The sequence below is a fragment of the Klebsiella pasteurii genome, assembly GCF_018139045.1.
GTDB classification, from domain to species: domain Bacteria; phylum Pseudomonadota; class Gammaproteobacteria; order Enterobacterales; family Enterobacteriaceae; genus Klebsiella; species Klebsiella grimontii.
Map to the genome: position 1 here is coordinate 465,489 of NZ_CP073236.1, position 15,620 is coordinate 481,108.

Below are 15,620 nucleotides of genomic sequence, written 5' to 3' on the forward strand. Positions count from 1 at the left end.
AGTCATTTACGCTGCTCATAATCGCTTATATACTCGGGCATCGGCTATCAGCAATCAGATGGATGACATGTATCAACCTGCCGCACTCTTTATCGGCCTTCGCTATATGCGTGGGCGCGCAGCCGACCGCTTCGGTCGTTTCGTCTCCTGGCTCTCGACCATTGGCATTACGCTTGGCGTCATGGCGCTGGTTACCGTTCTGTCGGTGATGAACGGCTTTGAGCGCGAGCTGCAAAATAACATCCTGGGGCTGATGCCGCAGGCCATTCTTAGCGCCAAACAGGGGTCCATAAACCCGCAACAGCTGCCGGAAAGCGCGGCCAGATTACAGGGCGTTACCCGCGTGGCGCCGCTGACCACCGGCGATGTGGTGCTGCAAAGCGCCCGCAGCGTAGCAGTTGGCGTAATGCTCGGCATCGACCCGGCGCAAAAAGATCCCCTGACGCCCTACCTGGTTAATGTCAAGCAGAGCGATCTGCAAGCCGGAAAGTATAACGTTATCCTGGGCGAGCAGCTGGCAGGGCAGCTGGGCGTTAATCGCGGCGATCAGATCCGCGTGATGGTGCCCTCCGCTAGCCAGTTCACCCCGATGGGGCGGGTTCCCAGCCAGCGGCTGTTTAACGTGATCGGCACCTTTGCCGCCAACAGCGAAGTCGATGGCTATCAGATGTTGACCAACATCGACGACGCTTCGCGCCTGATGCGCTATCCGCAGGGTAATATTACCGGCTGGCGGCTGTGGTTGAATCAGCCTTTACAGGTGGATACCCTCAGCCAGCAGACGCTGCCGGAAGGGACCAAATGGCAGGACTGGCGCGAACGTAAAGGCGAGCTGTTCCAGGCCGTGCGGATGGAAAAAAATATGATGGGCCTGCTGTTGAGCCTGATCGTCGCCGTCGCCGCTTTTAACATCATTACCTCGCTGGGCATGATGGTCATGGAAAAGCAGGGCGAAGTGGCGATTCTCCAGACCCTCGGCCTGACGCCGCGGCAGATCATGCTGGTCTTTATGGTCCAGGGCGCGAGCGCCGGGATCGTCGGCGCGCTGCTTGGCGCCGGACTGGGCGCGTTGCTTGCCAGCCAGTTAAATAATTTGATGCCGATTATCGGCGCGTTCCTCGACGGTGCCGCGCTGCCGGTAGCCATCGAGCCGCTACAGGTGATCGTGATTGCCCTTGTAGCAATGGCGCTGGCATTACTCTCTACGTTGTATCCTTCATGGCGCGCTGCCGCCACTCAACCCGCTGAGGCTTTACGTTATGAATAAGATCCTGCTGCAATGCGACAACCTGTGCAAACGCTACCAGGAAGGCAGCGTGCAAACCGACGTGTTGCATAATGTCAGCTTCAGCATTGAAGAGGGCGAGATGATGGCGATTGTCGGCACCTCCGGTTCCGGCAAAAGTACGCTGCTGCATCTGCTTGGCGGGCTGGATACGCCGACCTCCGGCGACGTTATCTTTTCCGGTCAGTCGATGAGCCGACTCTCAGCCGCCGCGCGCGCCGATCTGCGCAACCGCGAGCTGGGCTTTATTTATCAGTTTCACCACCTGCTGCCGGATTTCACCGCGCTGGAAAACGTGGCGATGCCGCTGTTAATCGGTAAACAGAAGGCGGCGGATATTGAGCGTCAGGCAAAAGCGATGCTGCGCGCCGTCGGGCTTGAGCACCGCAGCGACCACCGCCCGTCGGAGCTCTCCGGCGGCGAGCGTCAGCGCGTAGCGATTGCCCGCGCGCTGGTTAATAAACCTCGGCTGGTGCTGGCGGATGAACCTACCGGTAACCTTGATGCCCGCAACGCCGACAGCATTTTTCAGCTGCTTGGCGAACTAAACGTGGCGCAGCGTACCGCCTTCCTGGTGGTGACCCACGACCTGCAGCTGGCAAAACGGATGAGCCGCCAGCTGGAGATGCGCGACGGGCGCCTGACCGCCGAACTCTCCCTGATGGGGGCTGAGTAATGGCTTCTCCGTTATCGTTATTAATTGCCCTGCGCTTTAGCCGCGGACGGCGGCGCGGAGGGATGGTTTCGCTGATTTCAGTTATCTCGACCATCGGCATTGCGCTAGGCGTGGCGGTGCTGATCGTTGGCCTGAGCGCCATGAACGGCTTCGAGCGCGAGCTCAACAACCGCATTCTGGCGGTGGTGCCGCACGGTGAAATTGAGCCGGTGAACCAGCCGTGGAACAACTGGAACGAAGCGCTGGCGAAGGTTGAAAAGGTCAAAGGCATCGTTGCCGCAGCGCCGTACATTAACTTCACCGGACTGGTGGAGAGCGGCAGCAACATGCGCGCCATCCAGGTAAAGGGCGTCGATCCGCAGCAGGAGAGCCGTCTCAGTTCGCTACCCAACTTTGTGCAGAACAACGCGTGGGCGAACTTTAAAGCCGGAGAGCAGCAGGTGATCCTCGGTAAAGGCGTCGCCGATGCGCTGCACGTTAAGCAGGGCGACTGGGTGTCAATTATGATTCCCAACTCGGATGCCGACCACCAGCTGCTGCAGCCAAAGCGCGTCAGGCTCCACGTTACCGGTATTTTGCAGCTCAGCGGCCAGCTCGATCATAGTTTTGCCATGATCCCCATGCAGGATGCGCAGCAGTATCTTGAAATGGGCAGCAGCGTGACCGGTATCGCTATTAAAGTCACCGATGTGTTCCACGCGAACACCCTGGTGCGCGATGCGGGCGAAGTAACCAACAGCTACGTTTATATCAAGAGCTGGATAGGCACTTACGGCTATATGTACCGCGATATTCAGATGATCCGCGCCATTATGTATCTCGCAATGGTGCTGGTGATTGGCGTGGCCTGCTTTAACATCGTCTCGACCCTGGTGATGGCAGTGAAAGATAAAAGCGGCGATATTGCGGTGCTGCGCACGCTTGGCGCTAAAGACGGGCTGATCCGCGCGATTTTCGTATGGTATGGTTTACTTGCCGGTTCGGTAGGGAGCCTGATTGGGGTGGCGATTGGCGTTATCTGTGCCTTCAAGTTGACCGCAATCATTAACGGTATTGAGAACCTGATCGGGCATAAATTCCTCTCCGGCGACATCTATTTTATTGACTTCCTGCCGTCTGAACTGCACTGGCTGGACGTCGTTTACGTGCTGGTGACGGCACTGTTGCTGAGTTTGCTGGCCAGCTGGTATCCCGCCCGCCGCGCCAGCCGCATTGACCCGGCGAGGGTGCTGAGTGGCCAGTAATTTATCGTCATGGTCGGCTTTGCAGACCAGTAAAGAGGAATTGCTGAAATGTACTATGGATTTGACATTGGCGGCAGCAAGATAGCGCTGGGCGTATTTGATAAAGCGCGGCGGCTGCAGTGGGAAAAACGCGTCGCCACGCCGAAAGAGAGCTACGAAGCATTTTTGCAGGCCGTAAAGGAGCTGGTGCACGAAGCCGACCAGCGCTTCGGTTGCCAGGGCTCGGTGGGCATCGGTATTCCGGGAATGCCGGAAACCGAGGACGGCACGCTCTACGCCGCCAACGTGCCCGCCGCCAGCGGCAGGCGCCTGCGGGCCGATCTGAGCGATCGTCTGGCGCGCGACGTGCGCCTTGATAACGACGCCAACTGTTTTGCCCTTTCTGAAGCGTGGGATGACGAATTTACCCACTATCCGCTGGTGATGGGGATGATCCTCGGCACTGGCGTTGGCGGGGGGCTGGTGCTGAATGGAAAATCGATTACCGGGCATCGCTATATTACCGGCGAATTCGGCCATATCCGCTTGCCGGTGGATGCGCTGGAAGTCGTCGGCCGTGATTTTCCGCTTACGCGCTGCGGCTGCGGCCAGCTGGGCTGCATTGAAAACTACCTTTCCGGCCGCGGTTTTGCCTGGCTGTACGAACATTTTTACCAACAATCTTTAACCTCGCCGGAGATCGTCGCGCTCTGGCAGCAGGGCGACGCGAAGGCGCGCGAGCACGTCGAGCGCTATCTCGATCTGCTGGCGGTGTGTCTGGGCAATATTTTAACCATTGTCGATCCGGATCTGCTGGTGCTTGGCGGAGGATTGTCTAACTTTACTGCAATAACTGAAGGGCTGGCGCAGCGCCTGCCGCGACATCTGCTTCCCGTTGCCAGCGTGCCGCGTATTGAGCGCGCGCGTCATGGCGATGCCGGAGGTATGCGCGGTGCGGCCTTCCTTCATCTGACTCAATAACGACAGAGGTAGCTATGCAGTCGCGCCGCTTACATCGATTAAGCCGATTTCGCCGCAACAAGCGCCGGTTACGAGACCGTCTGCGCCAGCGGATTTTCTTCGGCGAAGATAAGGAGACCCCTGAAGCGATGGAAAAACCAAGAGTTGTGGTATTAACCGGCGCGGGCATCTCGGCGGAGTCGGGAATTAAAACCTTCCGCGCCGCTGATGGTCTGTGGGAAGAGCATCGGGTTGAGGATGTGGCGACGCCGGAAGGCTTCGCCCGCGACCCGGCGCTGGTGCAGGCGTTTTATAATGACCGCCGCCGCCAGCTGCAAGGCCCGGATATCGAGCCCAATGCCGCGCATCAGGCGCTGGCGCGGCTGGAAGAGGCGCTGGGCGACCATTTCCTGCTGGTGACCCAGAATATCGATAATCTGCATGAACGTGCGGGCAACCGTCGGGTGATACATATGCACGGCGAATTGCTGAAGGTGCGCTGCTCGTGGAGCGGGCAAGTGCTGGAGTGGACCGGCGATGTAACCGCTGAAGACAAATGCCATTGCTGCCAGTTCCCCGCGCCGCTGCGCCCGCACGTGGTGTGGTTCGGCGAGATGCCGCTGGATATGGATGAGATCTACCTGGCGCTGGCCGAGTGCGATATCTTTGTCGCCATCGGCACTTCCGGGCACGTTTATCCGGCGGCCGGCTTTGTCCACGAAGCGCGGCTGCAGGGCGCCCATACGGTTGAGCTCAACCTCGAGCCAAGCCAGGTGGGCAGTGAATTTGCCGAAAAACACTATGGCCTGGCTAGTGAAGTGGTGCCGCGCTTTGTGGAAAAGCTGCTTAAACAGCTGGCAGGATAAACGCAACCTCATCACTACAACGTTACGGAAAACAGGAGTGGCTATGGATAGCCCATTAGTAATATCAGCCGCGATATTTTTGGCCGCAGTGGGGGTTGGCCTGTGGAGTCAGTATTGCCTGCCCCGTCTTTCCGATAATCGAAATATCCTGTTTATTATTTGTTTTTTTCTCGGTCTCGGATCCGCCGCTTCATGTCTGTTTCATCTGCTCTATCTACTGTTGGTCGGCCAGAGCGCACAGGGCGATGTTGCCACGTTCGGTACGCTTATTACGATAGCAGCATTGTGGAAGCCGCTGAACTATGTCACCGGCAAGGTGGATGACGCCGCAAATAAGCGTAAGGGAAAGCGGAAAGAGTAGGACTCTGGCGGGTAGTAAAAAGCCGCCCGCCGCATTTCACTCTCATTCAGAATGGCGAAAAGCTAAATTCAGCGTCGTTTACGCGTCCACAGCCAGGTGGCTACAAACGTACTGAAGCCTATCATTATCGCCCACAGGGGGACGATTTTATACAGGTAAAAGCCGCCGCTGCTGAAGTACAGGCATACCGCCTGATAAAAGAGGTTAGCTACCGTCATTGCCAGCGTGAACTTCAGCGCATAGCGCCAGCGGGTGGTGAAGCGGAAACACCATGTGAAGGCCATAAACGCCAGCACCCAGAAGAGAAAACCGAGCGGATGGCCGGGCAAATCGTCTTTGTAGGGCGCATCCGACGAAGCATACCAGGTGAGCGGTGGAGTGGGCTGCTGTAATAGCGCCGCCTGTAGTACGTCCAGCGCGGTATTGAGCCCCTGGAACCACAGACCATTCTGCCAGTAGGCGAGGGTGTGATTCTCAATGATTAAGGCCGCGTGACTGTCCCGTAGGCGTGATTGTGCTTTCGGGTCGCCAATCAGTTCAATCTGGCGGCTGTCGGTAGTGATAATCAGCAGCAGGAAGCCCTGATTTTCGTCAGCCAGTCGTTTTGCCGATTGCAGTAGTTGTGTTTTTTTCGCCTGCAAAAGGGTTTCTTGCGTGGTTAACAGAATAAACGGCGCGATCCCTGTTTGCTTTTTGAAACGCTCAGCGCGCTGGATAATGTCGCTCTTACTGGAGACCGTATTGGTAGTATCCGTAAAGTATCCTTCGATGTCAGGCGTTGACGCTGCGAAACCAGGATGAAATATCGAAAGACAGAACAATAGGGTAATTAACTTCCTCACTGGACTACCCTCCGTTTCTTTTTAGAGGAAGGGCGAATAAGCTGGCTACCCGCAGTAAAAATGATGCCAATAAGACCTAAAAAACCCCATTTAAAAAAATTCATCCACGGGCTATGGATCCTGGCCTGATGCGGTTGTCCAGGAGGGTAAATAACGTCGACGGTTTCTCCTTCACTGTTTTCATAAAGGGAATTTCCGAACTTTGATTTAAAAATGAGCGTGTAATCCGGCGTCGGGCGGAAGGCGACAACGGGACGCCAGGTGGCTTTGTTGCGTTTTGTCCCTTTGGCGTTGGGGTTGCTTCTGCGCAATTCGGTATCAACGATAATACCGGTGGTATGGATAACGTTGCTGGTAGAGCGATATTGATAATAAAAAATAGCGGCGGAGATGAGCATCATCACGATGCCAATGCTGAGGAAGATATAATAAAGGACTTTACCATCTTGTTTCATGTGTACTTATCCTTGTAACACATTAATACCCATCATACTTCAAGCTGCATCTTTGTTGGCTACCTGCACTTACCCCGGTCACGTACTGTTTGTACGCTCCCGGGGATGCGTTTAGTTGCCGCCGTGATGCAAATCGAATTATTTTGGGTATTCAACTTAACCGATGCCCGGCATGCTGGCGCGATTAACGACCCGCTTTCAGTTTCTGATAATACTCTTCATATAGGGTGCTGGCGCTGCCGACATCGTTCTGCCATTCGCCTTTCTGAATCGTTGCGGCGTCCGGGTAGAGCGATTTATCGTTGGCGACCTCCGGGCTCAGCATTTTACGCGCGGCCAGGTTTGGCGTCGGGTAGCCGATGGTTTCCGCTACCTGTTTGGCGATTTCCGGGCGCAGCAGGAAGTTGATCAGCTTCAGCGCGCCATCGACGTTTTTGGCGTTTGCCGGAATCGACAGGCTATCCATCCAGAAGATACCGCCTTCTTTCGGCCACACCACTTCCAGCGGCGTACCGGCCTGACGCGCGACCCACGCGGAGCCGTTCCATACCATGCCGAGGTTCACTTCGCCTTCCATATACGGGTTCGCCGGGTTATCCGAGTTGAACGCCGCGACGTTTGGCATTAGCTTTTTCAGCTCGTTATAGGCCGCCTCGATCTCTTTGGGGTCGGTGGTATTGCCGGAGTAACCCAGCTTACGCAGCGCGACCTGGAACACTTCGCGCGCGTCGTCGGTCAGCAGCAGGCTGCTCTTATACTCTGGTTTCCACAGATCCGCCCAGCTGGTGACGGTTTTGGGATCGATCTCGTCGCTGTTGATGCCAATAGCCGTCGCGCCCCAGATGTACGGAATAGAGTAGTCGTTGTTCGGATCGAAGGGTTTATTGAGCATTTCAGGATCGAGATTGCCGAAGTTGCTCAGCTTGCTCTTATCGATCTTCTGCAGCATGCCCTCTTTGCGCATTTTGTCAACGAAGTAGGTGGATGGCACCACCAGGTCGTAGGCGCCGTCCTTATAGGTTTTGAGCTTGGCGTACATGGTTTCATTCGATTCGTAGGTCGAATAGATAACCTTGATGCCGGTCTCTTTGGTGAACTGCTCCAGCAGCCCCGGCGGGACATACTCGGTCCAGTTGTAGAAATAGAGCGTTTTGCTATCGTCCGCATGCGCGGCGCTCATCCCGACTGCCAGAGCGCCCGCAGCGAGCAGGTGGCGTGACCATTTTTTCATTTTAACGTCCCCTGAGTTTTATCACGTGCAATTAACTGGCTGGCAATAACCATCACCAGCGACAGAACTAACAGAATGGTCGCCAGCGCGTTAACCTCTGGCGATACCCCAACTTTAACCATCGAATAAATCTTCAGCGGCAGGATCTCATAACCCGGCCCGGTGACGAACGAAGAAACCACCACATCATCCATCGACAGGGTAAAGCTCAGCAGCCACCCCGCCGCGACCGCGGGCAGCGCCAGCGGTAAAATGATTTTTCGCAGAATGGTCAATTCGCTGGCGCCAAGATCTTTTGCGGCCTCCAGCATGCGCACATCGAAGCCTTTCAGGCGCGAAAACACCGTGACCACCACGAAGGGGAGGCAGAAAGTGATATGCGAAAACAGCAGCGACCAGAATCCCAGTTGAATGCCGATCAGCATAAACAGCACCAGCAGCGAAATCGCCATCACGATATCCGGCGACATCATCACCACGAACAGCATCCCGCTGACGAACGGCTTGCCGCGAAAGCGATAGCGGTAGAGCGCTACGGCGGTCAGCGAGCCGATAAGGGTGGCGAAGGTGGCCGACAGCACCGCCATGGTCAGCGAGTGCTGCGCCGCCTGCAGCAGGCTATCGTTATTCATCAGCAGGCTATACCAGTTGGTGGTGAAGCCCTGCCAGTTGATGCCAAAGCGCGAACTGTTAAACGAATTAACGATCAGAATAATAATGGGGATGTAGAGATACGCGTAAATGGCGGTCATAAAGCCGCCGCGCAGCAGTCGACCAATCATTCCAGCTCCACCTTTTTATTCAATAAGCGCGCCGCGCGCCAGTAAATCAGCAGCATCAGGCCCATCACCAGCGTCAGCGTGATGCTGGTTGCCGCGCCGAACGGCCAGTCGCGAATGTTGAGGAACTGGCTCTTAATCACGTTGCCGATCAGCAGGTTCTTCGCGCCACCCATCAGGTCGGAAACGTAAAACAGCCCCATCGCCGGAAGCATCACCAGCAGGCAGCCGGCGATAATGCCCGGCATGGTCAGCGGAATGATGATGCGGATAAAGGTTTGCAGCTTACTGGCGCCAAGATCTCTCGCCGCTTCCAGCAGCGGGCGGTCGAGCTTCTCGATGCTGGAGTAGAGCGGCATCACCATAAACGGCAGCAGAATATAGACCAGGCCGATAATTACCGCCGAGGGGGTGTACATGATGCGCAGCGGCGTATCAATGACCCCCAGCCACAGCAAAAATTCGTTGAGATAGCCTTTGGTACTGAGGAAAATCTTCAGCCCGTAGATACGAATCAGCGAGTTGGTCCAGAACGGTACGATCAGCAGAAACAGCATCAGCGGGCGCACCTTCTCCGGCAGTCTCGCCAGGAACCAGGCGAAAGGGTAGCCGAGCGCAAGGCAGGCCAGCGTCGCCAGCAGCGCCATATTCAACGAATGCAGCAGCACGTCGTAGTAAAGCGGGTCGAGCAGGCGCGCGTAGTTATCCAGCGTAAAGACCAGCTTGACGAAGTTGGTATCGTCGCGGGTCAGGAAGCTGGTAGCGATGATCATCAGGTTGGGCAAAAAGACGAACAACACAAGCCAGCCCACGATGGTGGCGATCACCACATTCTGGAATTTACTGGTGTTCTTCATCGGCCAGCACAACCTCCCAGCTTTCTACCCAGTTAATGGCCATTTTCTGATCGAGAGAGTGGTCAAAATCAGGATCGTCTTCATTAAAAAATTCGCTGACCATCACCATTTTGCCGTTTTCCAGTTCAACCACCGATTCCAGCGTCATGCCCTTATAGTTGCGTTCGCGGATATAGCCTATCAGGCCATCGGCGTCATTACTGTGGTGGATCTCATCCACGCGCAGGTCTTCCGGACGCAGCAGAACGTTAAGCCGCTGGCCTTTTTCAACGGCGAAGCTGACGTAGATATTGCATTCGCGGCCTTCGACGCTGGCGCGCACCCGCTGCTCGTCGATCCGTTCGATAACCGTGGCATTGAAGATGTTGATTTCGCCGATAAAGCTGGCGACAAACAGGTTTTTCGGCTCTTCGTAGATTTCCCGCGGCGTGCCGTCCTGCTCAATTTTACCCTCGCGCATGACCACGATGCGGTCGGACATGGTCAGCGCCTCTTCCTGATCGTGGGTCACAAAGACGAAGGTGATGCCGAGCTTACGCTGCAGCGCCTTCAGCTCATTCTGCATCTGCTTGCGTAGTTTATAATCAAGCGCGGAGAGGGATTCATCAAGCAGGAGCAGGCGCGGTTTGTTGACTACCGCGCGGGCGATGGCGACGCGCTGCTGCTGGCCGCCGGAGAGCTGATGCGGTTTACGCTGGGCAAATGTTTCAAGCTGCACCATACGCAGGGCGTCGTGGACGCGGGGGGTAATTTCCGCGGCCGGGGTTTTCTGCATACGCAGGCCAAAGGCGACATTTTCAAACACCGTCATGTGCGGAAACAGCGCATAGCTTTGAAAGACGGTGTTAACGTGGCGGTTTTCCGCCGGGATATGGGTGATATCGTGATCTTCGAGATGGATTCGGCCGCTATCGACGCTTTCCAGGCCAGCGATAAGACGAAGAACGGTTGTTTTACCGCAGCCAGAGGGGCCAAGCAGGGTGAGAAACTCACCGTTGTTGATGGTCAGATTGAGGTCGGATATTACCGTTTTACCATCAAAGCTTTTGCGAATTCCCGCTAGCTGAACCAGCGGAGAACGCGAACGCGGTTGTGTATTCAATTTTTGACTCTGTCCCATGTAGACGCAGCGGAAAGCTTACCGATGCGGGGTTTGTGGTTAACCACCTTTGGTTTGACACATAAAATAATAAGGCCGAGCATTCTACGGCAAACGATTGTAATCGCCAATGATTGATGCGCCATGATGAGCTACCTTTACAACATTATCGTGCGAAATGTATTAAATTCTCATTTGCCGGGCTAAAAATGACCTGACGCAATATTTGTCTTTTCCGGCTTATCAATAATGTTGTCACAAAAGAAGAGGGTGGCTACATGGATAAATTGCTTGAGCGTTTTTTGCAGTACGTTTCTTTAGACACACAGTCGAAGCCTGGCGTGCGTCAGGTACCGAGCACGGAAGGTCAGTGGAAGCTGTTACGTCTGCTTCAGGCGCAGCTGCAAGAAATGGGACTGGTAAACGTGACGCTGAGTGAGAAAGGGACAGTCATGGGCACCCTGCCGGCTAACGTTGAGGGTGATATTCCGGCCGTTGGTTTTATTTCCCATGTCGATACGTCACCTGACTTCAGCGGTAAGAACGTCAATCCGCAGATCGTCGAAAACTACCGCGGCGGTGATATCGCTCTCGGTATTGGAGACGAGGTTCTCTCCCCGGTGATGTTCCCGGTGCTGCACCAGCTGCTCGGGCAGACGCTGATCACCACCGATGGCAAAACGCTGCTCGGCGCGGATGATAAAGCGGGCATCGCGGAAATCATGACCGCGCTGGCGACGCTAAAGGCGAAGAATATTCCACACGGCGATATCCGCGTCGCCTTTACGCCGGATGAAGAGGTGGGTAAAGGAGCGAAGCATTTTGATGTCTCGGCATTCGATGCGCGCTGGGCTTACACCGTCGACGGCGGCGGGGTGGGTGAACTGGAGTTCGAGAACTTTAACGCCGCCTCGGTGACGATTAAGATCGTGGGTAATAACGTTCATCCCGGCACGGCGAAAGGGGTGATGGTGAATGCCCTATCGCTAGCGACGCGCATTCATGCCGAGGTGCCTGCGGACGAAGCGCCCGAGACCACCGAAGGCTACGAGGGTTTCTACCATCTGGCTAGCATTAAAGGCACCGTCGATCGGGCAGATATGCACTACATCATCCGCGATTTCGACCGGAAGCAGTTTGAGGCTCGCAAGCGCAAGATGATGGAGATTGCCAAAAAGGTCGGCAAAGGGCTTCATCCGGATTGCTATATCGAGCTGGTGATTGAGGACAGCTATTACAATATGCATGAGAAGGTGATGGCGCACCCGCACGTCGTCGATATCGCCCGCCAGGCGATGGTGGATTGCGATATTGAACCGCAGTTGAAGCCGATTCGCGGCGGTACCGACGGCGCGCAGCTCTCCTTTATGGGCCTGCCATGCCCGAATTTGTTTACCGGTGGCTATAACTACCACGGTAAGCATGAGTTTGTGACGCTTGAAGGCATGGAGAAGGCGGTGCAGGTGATTGTACGCATTGCTGAGCTGACGGCGAAACGCGGCGCGTAAAGGTTCTAGAGCTACGGGCCCGGTGAGCTGGTGAAACTGACGGTACGGTAGGCAAATGCAGAATACCATCCTGTAGGCCCGGTAAGGCGTCAGCCGCCACCGGGCGAAACAGATGACTCAGTCCTCAAAGAACCAGTAGCCGCTGTTGACCAGCGCGGCCAGCAGGGCGAGGAAGGAGGGATCTTCCAGCGCATCGCCAAGATGCTCTGCGTTTAGCGTCAGGTGAGTCGCCAGAGCATCCAGCGCCGGGCGGTGCGGAGAGTTGATTTTCTCGCCGTTGACGAATACCTCGCCATCAATCCGCAGCACGCGCAGGCCGCCGAGCCGCGACAGCTTGTCCCCCTGCTGCAGCGCATCGTAAATTTCATCCGGCTGATACGGCGGCTCCGGCGGCGCGACGTCCAGTTCGTGACGGGACTGGGTGATAAACTCGCCAAACCACTGCTTAAAGTGCTCCGGCTGGTTAATCAGCCCCAGCATCATCTCGCGCAAACGATCCAGTTCAACCGGCAAAATGTCGGCAGGATGGTCGCGAGACGGTACGTCCGGATCGGCGTAGCGCTGGCTGCCCAGTTCACGCTGCAAAACGTAATCGGCAAAGCCGCTGAAGAGCTCACGGGCGTTTGGCGCGCGATAGCCGACCGAATAATTAAGCGAATTTTCCAGCGAGTAGCCTTCATGCGGGAATCCCGGCGGAATATACAGGATATCGCCCGGCTCCATCTCTTCATCAATAATGGCTTCAAACGGATCGACCTGCAGCAGGTCCGGATGCGGACAGTGCTGTTTCATCGGCACTTTTTCGCCCACGCGCCAGCGGCGGCGGCCGGTCCCCTGAATGATGAACACATCGTACTGGTCGAGATGCGGACCGACGCCGCCGCCGGGGACGGAAAACGAGATCATGAGATCGTCGATGCGCCAGTCAGGTAGGGCGCGGAATGGATGCATCAGCGCCGCCGTTGGCTGGTGCCAGTTATTAACCGCTTGTACCAGCAGCGACCAGTTATTCTCGCTCAGGTGATCGTAACTCTCAAAGGGGCCGTGGCTAACCTGCCATTTACCGTCCTGATGACTGACCAGGCGGCTGTCGACTTCGCTCTCCATCGCCAGTCCGGCCAGCTCGTCCGGGCTTAACGGATCGACGAAATTAGCAAAGCCCCGTTTCAGCACTACCGGGCGTTTTTGCCAGTAGCGTTCGATAAAGTCGGGCCAGTTAAGCGTTAATTGATAATCCATATTTATATTCCACAGCAGGTGTCTGATAGGGATTATAACGGATGCGGCACCAGCATGATGCAGGCGCCGTTAAAAAACTGATTGGTTTAGCTCTCTTTATCTTCGAGGGTCTGACGGCCAAAAATCACTTCCATGCAGGCACCGCCGAGAAGGCTGTCCTCGGCCAGGATACGTCCGTCGTACTGGGCAACGATATCGCGGGCAACCGAGAGGCCCACGCCCTGTCCGGGACGCAGCGTATCGGCGCGCTGGCCGCGATCGAACACCGCGCTGCGCATCGTTGCAGGGATCCCCGGGCCATCATCTTCAACCAGAATATGCAGATGGTTGTCGTTGGTCTGACGAACGGAGACTTCCACAAACTCCAGGCAATATTTGCAAGCGTTGTCGAGGACGTTGCCCATGACTTCCATAAAATCGTTCTTTTCGCCGACAAAGCTAATCTCCGGCGAGATATCCAGGGTAATGTTCACGCCTTTGCGCTGATAGACTTTGTTCAGCGCCGAGGTCAGGCTATCGAGCAGCGGAGCGATGGGGTGCAGTTCGCGGCTGAGCAGCGAACCACCGCTGCGCATGCTGGCGCGGTGCAGATAGTAGCCAATCTGCTGTGAGATGCGGCTAATTTGCTCCAGCATCACCGGTTCTGCTTCGTTGACGCTCAGTTTCTCGCCGCGCATAGAACGCAGAGTGCTCTGCATCACCGCGAGAGGGGTTTTCAGGCTGTGAGTGAGGTCGGTCAGCGTCGTGCGGTATTTATCATAGCGTTCGCGTTCGCTTTTTAGCAGGCGGTTGAGATTGCTGACCAGCCGCGTAAGCTCCCGGGTGGTGTTCGGGTTGAGCATCTCGCGGTGATGCTCCTCCAGTTCGCGTACCTCTTTGGCCAGCGATTCGATAGGGCGCAGGCTCCACCACGCCGCGACCCACAATAGCGGGATCACCAGCAGCAGGTTGGCCGCCAGGACGTAAATAAACCAGCTCCACACCATATAGGAGCGCTTCAGCTCCACCGGAATGGTGTCGACAACCACGATACTGAGCTGCGGCATGGTGCTGGTGGCCGGATAGATGTTGATCGCCACCGAGTGGGTCATCTCGGAGCTGTCGTCCTCTTCCCGGATGGCGTCCAGCTGCTGCTGAATCTCATGGTTGTTGTGCTGCAGCATACTGCTGCTGTCTACATCGGCCTCAATCTCATGAAAGCCGTTATTTTTGAGCCAGTCAGGTTGAATGCGCTTGACCAGCCACGGTACATCGCGCTGCGCCCACAACAGCTGGCCGTGAGCGTCGTAAATCAGCGTTACCGTGGGGCTCTGCATATTGAGGTTTTCGGGAATATCAACTTCGATGGTGTTGTTTTCCCATTTTGCCAGCATATAGAACAGGTTGCTCTCGCCGCGCAGCAGGCGGAAGGTGGTTTTATCGAAGCTTACGCTATATCCCACCAGCGCGACCATGCCATAGGAAAGCGATAGCACCAGCACCACGGCTGCCGTTGCCAGCAGAAAGCGGACGCGCAACGACAGCGGCAAAATATGCCGCAGTAGCCCCTTCATCCGCGCAGTTCGAACAGATAGCCCTGGCCGCGCACGGTGGTAATCACATCCTGCGGATATTCAGCCTGTATTTTTTTGCGCAGTCGTCCCATCAGCACGTCGATAGTATGGCTTTCGCGCAGCTCGGCGTCGGGATAGAGCTGCAGCATCAGCGAATCTTTGCTGACCACTTTGCCCCGGTTGCGGATCAGGGTTTCCATAATGGTGTATTCAAATGCCGTCAGCTTGATGGGTTGGTCGTTGACTGACAGCTCGCGACGCGACAGATCTACCTGGAAAGGGGGTATGGAGATGACCTGTGATGCCAGGCCGCTGTTACGCCGCAGCAGCGCCTGCATGCGGGCTGCGACCTCTTCGATATGGAACGGCTTAGTGACGTAATCATCCGCGCCAGCGCTCAGAACCTCGACTTTATCCTGCCAGCCCTCGCGCGCGGTCAGCACCAGCACCGGCACCGACACGTCGTGGCTGCGCCAGCGACGAATCAGCGAAAGACCATCTTCATCCGGCAGGCCAAGGTCGACGATGGCGATGTCCGGAACGTGTTCACCCAGATAGTAATCCGCTTCCTTTGCGTCTTCCGCCGCATCGACCTGATGTCCCAGCTCCTGCAGCTGAACTTTCAAGTGATGGCGCAGGAGAGCGTTATCCTCAACCACGAGTACGCGCATGCCCGTTCTCCATTT

The 15,620-nt window shown here is 56.1% G+C and carries 16 protein-coding genes; 7 read left to right on the top strand and 9 right to left on the bottom strand.

All coding sequences use genetic code 11. The annotated features are described in order from the left end of the window. Positions 1-67 precede the first annotated feature (67 nt). The 6 genes from lolC to KCG39_RS02100 are packed head-to-tail and all read left to right on the top strand — an operon-like array spanning position 68 to position 5,371. Positions 68-1,267, top strand: coding sequence for a lipoprotein-releasing ABC transporter permease subunit LolC (gene lolC, locus KCG39_RS02075; protein WP_004131430.1), 1,200 nt, complete (start codon positions 68-70; stop codon positions 1,265-1,267). Further along, positions 1,260-1,961 carry a lipoprotein-releasing ABC transporter ATP-binding protein LolD gene (lolD, locus tag KCG39_RS02080; protein ID WP_004131431.1) on the top strand — a complete coding sequence of 234 codons (702 nt, stop codon included), beginning with the start codon at positions 1,260-1,262 and terminating at the stop codon, positions 1,959-1,961. Before lolC ends, lolD begins: the two co-directional genes overlap by 8 nt. After that, positions 1,961-3,205 carry a lipoprotein-releasing ABC transporter permease subunit LolE gene (gene lolE, locus KCG39_RS02085; protein WP_004131432.1) on the top strand — a complete coding sequence of 415 codons (1,245 nt, stop codon included), beginning with the start codon at positions 1,961-1,963 and terminating at the stop codon, positions 3,203-3,205. Before lolD ends, lolE begins: the two co-directional genes overlap by 1 nt. A 48-nt stretch (positions 3,206-3,253) precedes the next feature. Continuing rightward, entirely contained in the window at positions 3,254-4,165 is a 912-nt protein-coding gene (gene nagK, locus KCG39_RS02090; protein WP_123828249.1) for an N-acetylglucosamine kinase, read from the top strand. Positions 4,166-4,179: 14 nt separating this feature from the next. After that, complete coding sequence (cobB, locus tag KCG39_RS02095; protein WP_004131435.1) at positions 4,180-5,010, top strand: Sir2 family NAD+-dependent deacetylase; 831 nt, start codon at positions 4,180-4,182, stop codon at positions 5,008-5,010. A 43-nt stretch (positions 5,011-5,053) separates the two neighbouring features. Next, on the top strand, positions 5,054-5,371 hold the full coding sequence (locus tag KCG39_RS02100) for a hypothetical protein (protein WP_049112931.1): 318 nt from the start codon (positions 5,054-5,056) through the stop codon (positions 5,369-5,371). Positions 5,372-5,439: 68 nt separating this feature from the next. Here KCG39_RS02100 and KCG39_RS02105 read toward each other — a convergent pair whose 3' ends face one another. The 6 genes from KCG39_RS02105 to potA all read right to left on the bottom strand — a co-directional run bounded on the left by KCG39_RS02105 (position 5,440) and on the right by potA (position 10,655). After that, the gene (locus KCG39_RS02105; protein WP_049112932.1) at positions 5,440-6,213 is read right to left on the bottom strand and encodes a TPM domain-containing protein; all 774 of its coding nucleotides are present in this window, start codon (positions 6,211-6,213) and stop codon (positions 5,440-5,442) included. Beyond that, positions 6,210-6,668: a DUF3592 domain-containing protein gene (locus KCG39_RS02110; protein WP_049112933.1), complete on the bottom strand. Its 459-nt coding sequence runs from the start codon at positions 6,666-6,668 to the stop codon at positions 6,210-6,212. The genes KCG39_RS02105 and KCG39_RS02110 overlap by 4 nt, the downstream gene beginning before the upstream one ends. 184 nt (positions 6,669-6,852) lie before the next feature. Next, positions 6,853-7,899: a spermidine/putrescine ABC transporter substrate-binding protein PotD gene (gene potD, locus KCG39_RS02115; protein WP_024359528.1), complete on the bottom strand. Its 1,047-nt coding sequence runs from the start codon at positions 7,897-7,899 to the stop codon at positions 6,853-6,855. Beyond that, the gene (potC, locus tag KCG39_RS02120; protein ID WP_004138360.1) at positions 7,896-8,681 is read right to left on the bottom strand and encodes a spermidine/putrescine ABC transporter permease PotC; all 786 of its coding nucleotides are present in this window, start codon (positions 8,679-8,681) and stop codon (positions 7,896-7,898) included. The genes potD and potC overlap by 4 nt, the downstream gene beginning before the upstream one ends. Then, positions 8,678-9,535 carry a spermidine/putrescine ABC transporter permease PotB gene (gene potB / locus KCG39_RS02125; RefSeq protein ID WP_004131456.1) on the bottom strand — a complete coding sequence of 286 codons (858 nt, stop codon included), beginning with the start codon at positions 9,533-9,535 and terminating at the stop codon, positions 8,678-8,680. The genes potC and potB overlap by 4 nt, the downstream gene beginning before the upstream one ends. Further along, positions 9,519-10,655 (bottom strand): spermidine/putrescine ABC transporter ATP-binding protein PotA, encoded by a 1,137-nt coding sequence (gene potA / locus KCG39_RS02130; protein WP_004131458.1) that lies wholly within the window; start codon positions 10,653-10,655, stop codon positions 9,519-9,521. Before potA ends, potB begins: the two co-directional genes overlap by 17 nt. Before the next feature lie 257 nt (positions 10,656-10,912). On the opposite strand from potA, the gene pepT reads away from it, so the two are divergent. Then, on the top strand, positions 10,913-12,142 hold the full coding sequence (gene pepT / locus KCG39_RS02135; protein WP_004131460.1) for a peptidase T: 1,230 nt from the start codon (positions 10,913-10,915) through the stop codon (positions 12,140-12,142). 117 nt (positions 12,143-12,259) lie between these two features. Here the strand turns inward: pepT and KCG39_RS02140 are convergent, their stop codons facing one another. The 3 genes from KCG39_RS02140 to phoP form a co-directional block, all read right to left on the bottom strand. Further along, positions 12,260-13,381 (bottom strand): ribosomal protein uL16 3-hydroxylase, encoded by a 1,122-nt coding sequence (locus KCG39_RS02140; protein ID WP_004131462.1) that lies wholly within the window; start codon positions 13,379-13,381, stop codon positions 12,260-12,262. Between the two features lie 86 nt (positions 13,382-13,467). Then, positions 13,468-14,934, bottom strand: coding sequence for a two-component system sensor histidine kinase PhoQ (gene phoQ / locus KCG39_RS02145; RefSeq protein ID WP_004131465.1), 1,467 nt, complete (start codon positions 14,932-14,934; stop codon positions 13,468-13,470). Then, the gene (phoP, locus tag KCG39_RS02150) at positions 14,931-15,605 is read right to left on the bottom strand and encodes a two-component system response regulator PhoP (RefSeq protein ID WP_004101181.1); all 675 of its coding nucleotides are present in this window, start codon (positions 15,603-15,605) and stop codon (positions 14,931-14,933) included. The genes phoQ and phoP overlap by 4 nt, the downstream gene beginning before the upstream one ends. Between the last annotated feature and the right edge of the window lie 15 nt (positions 15,606-15,620).

Bases quoted from the DNA above. Each gene is read 5' to 3' on its own strand.
- lolC (WP_004131430.1), top strand. From the start codon at position 68: ATGTATCAACCTGCCGCACTCTTTATCGGCCTTCGCTATATGCGTGGG.
- lolD (WP_004131431.1), top strand. From the start codon at position 1,260: ATGAATAAGATCCTGCTGCAATGCGACAACCTGTGCAAACGCTACCAG.
- lolE (WP_004131432.1), top strand. From the start codon at position 1,961: ATGGCTTCTCCGTTATCGTTATTAATTGCCCTGCGCTTTAGCCGCGGA.
- nagK (WP_123828249.1), top strand. From the start codon at position 3,254: ATGTACTATGGATTTGACATTGGCGGCAGCAAGATAGCGCTGGGCGTA.
- cobB (WP_004131435.1), top strand. From the start codon at position 4,180: ATGCAGTCGCGCCGCTTACATCGATTAAGCCGATTTCGCCGCAACAAG.
- KCG39_RS02100 (WP_049112931.1), top strand. From the start codon at position 5,054: ATGGATAGCCCATTAGTAATATCAGCCGCGATATTTTTGGCCGCAGTG.
- KCG39_RS02110 (WP_049112933.1), bottom strand. From the start codon at position 6,668: ATGAAACAAGATGGTAAAGTCCTTTATTATATCTTCCTCAGCATTGGC.
- potD (WP_024359528.1), bottom strand. From the start codon at position 7,899: ATGAAAAAATGGTCACGCCACCTGCTCGCTGCGGGCGCTCTGGCAGTC.
- potC (WP_004138360.1), bottom strand. From the start codon at position 8,681: ATGATTGGTCGACTGCTGCGCGGCGGCTTTATGACCGCCATTTACGCG.
- potB (WP_004131456.1), bottom strand. From the start codon at position 9,535: ATGAAGAACACCAGTAAATTCCAGAATGTGGTGATCGCCACCATCGTG.
- potA (WP_004131458.1), bottom strand. From the start codon at position 10,655: ATGGGACAGAGTCAAAAATTGAATACACAACCGCGTTCGCGTTCTCCG.
- pepT (WP_004131460.1), top strand. From the start codon at position 10,913: ATGGATAAATTGCTTGAGCGTTTTTTGCAGTACGTTTCTTTAGACACA.
- KCG39_RS02140 (WP_004131462.1), bottom strand. From the start codon at position 13,381: ATGGATTATCAATTAACGCTTAACTGGCCCGACTTTATCGAACGCTAC.
- phoQ (WP_004131465.1), bottom strand. From the start codon at position 14,934: ATGAAGGGGCTACTGCGGCATATTTTGCCGCTGTCGTTGCGCGTCCGC.
- phoP (WP_004101181.1), bottom strand. From the start codon at position 15,605: ATGCGCGTACTCGTGGTTGAGGATAACGCTCTCCTGCGCCATCACTTG.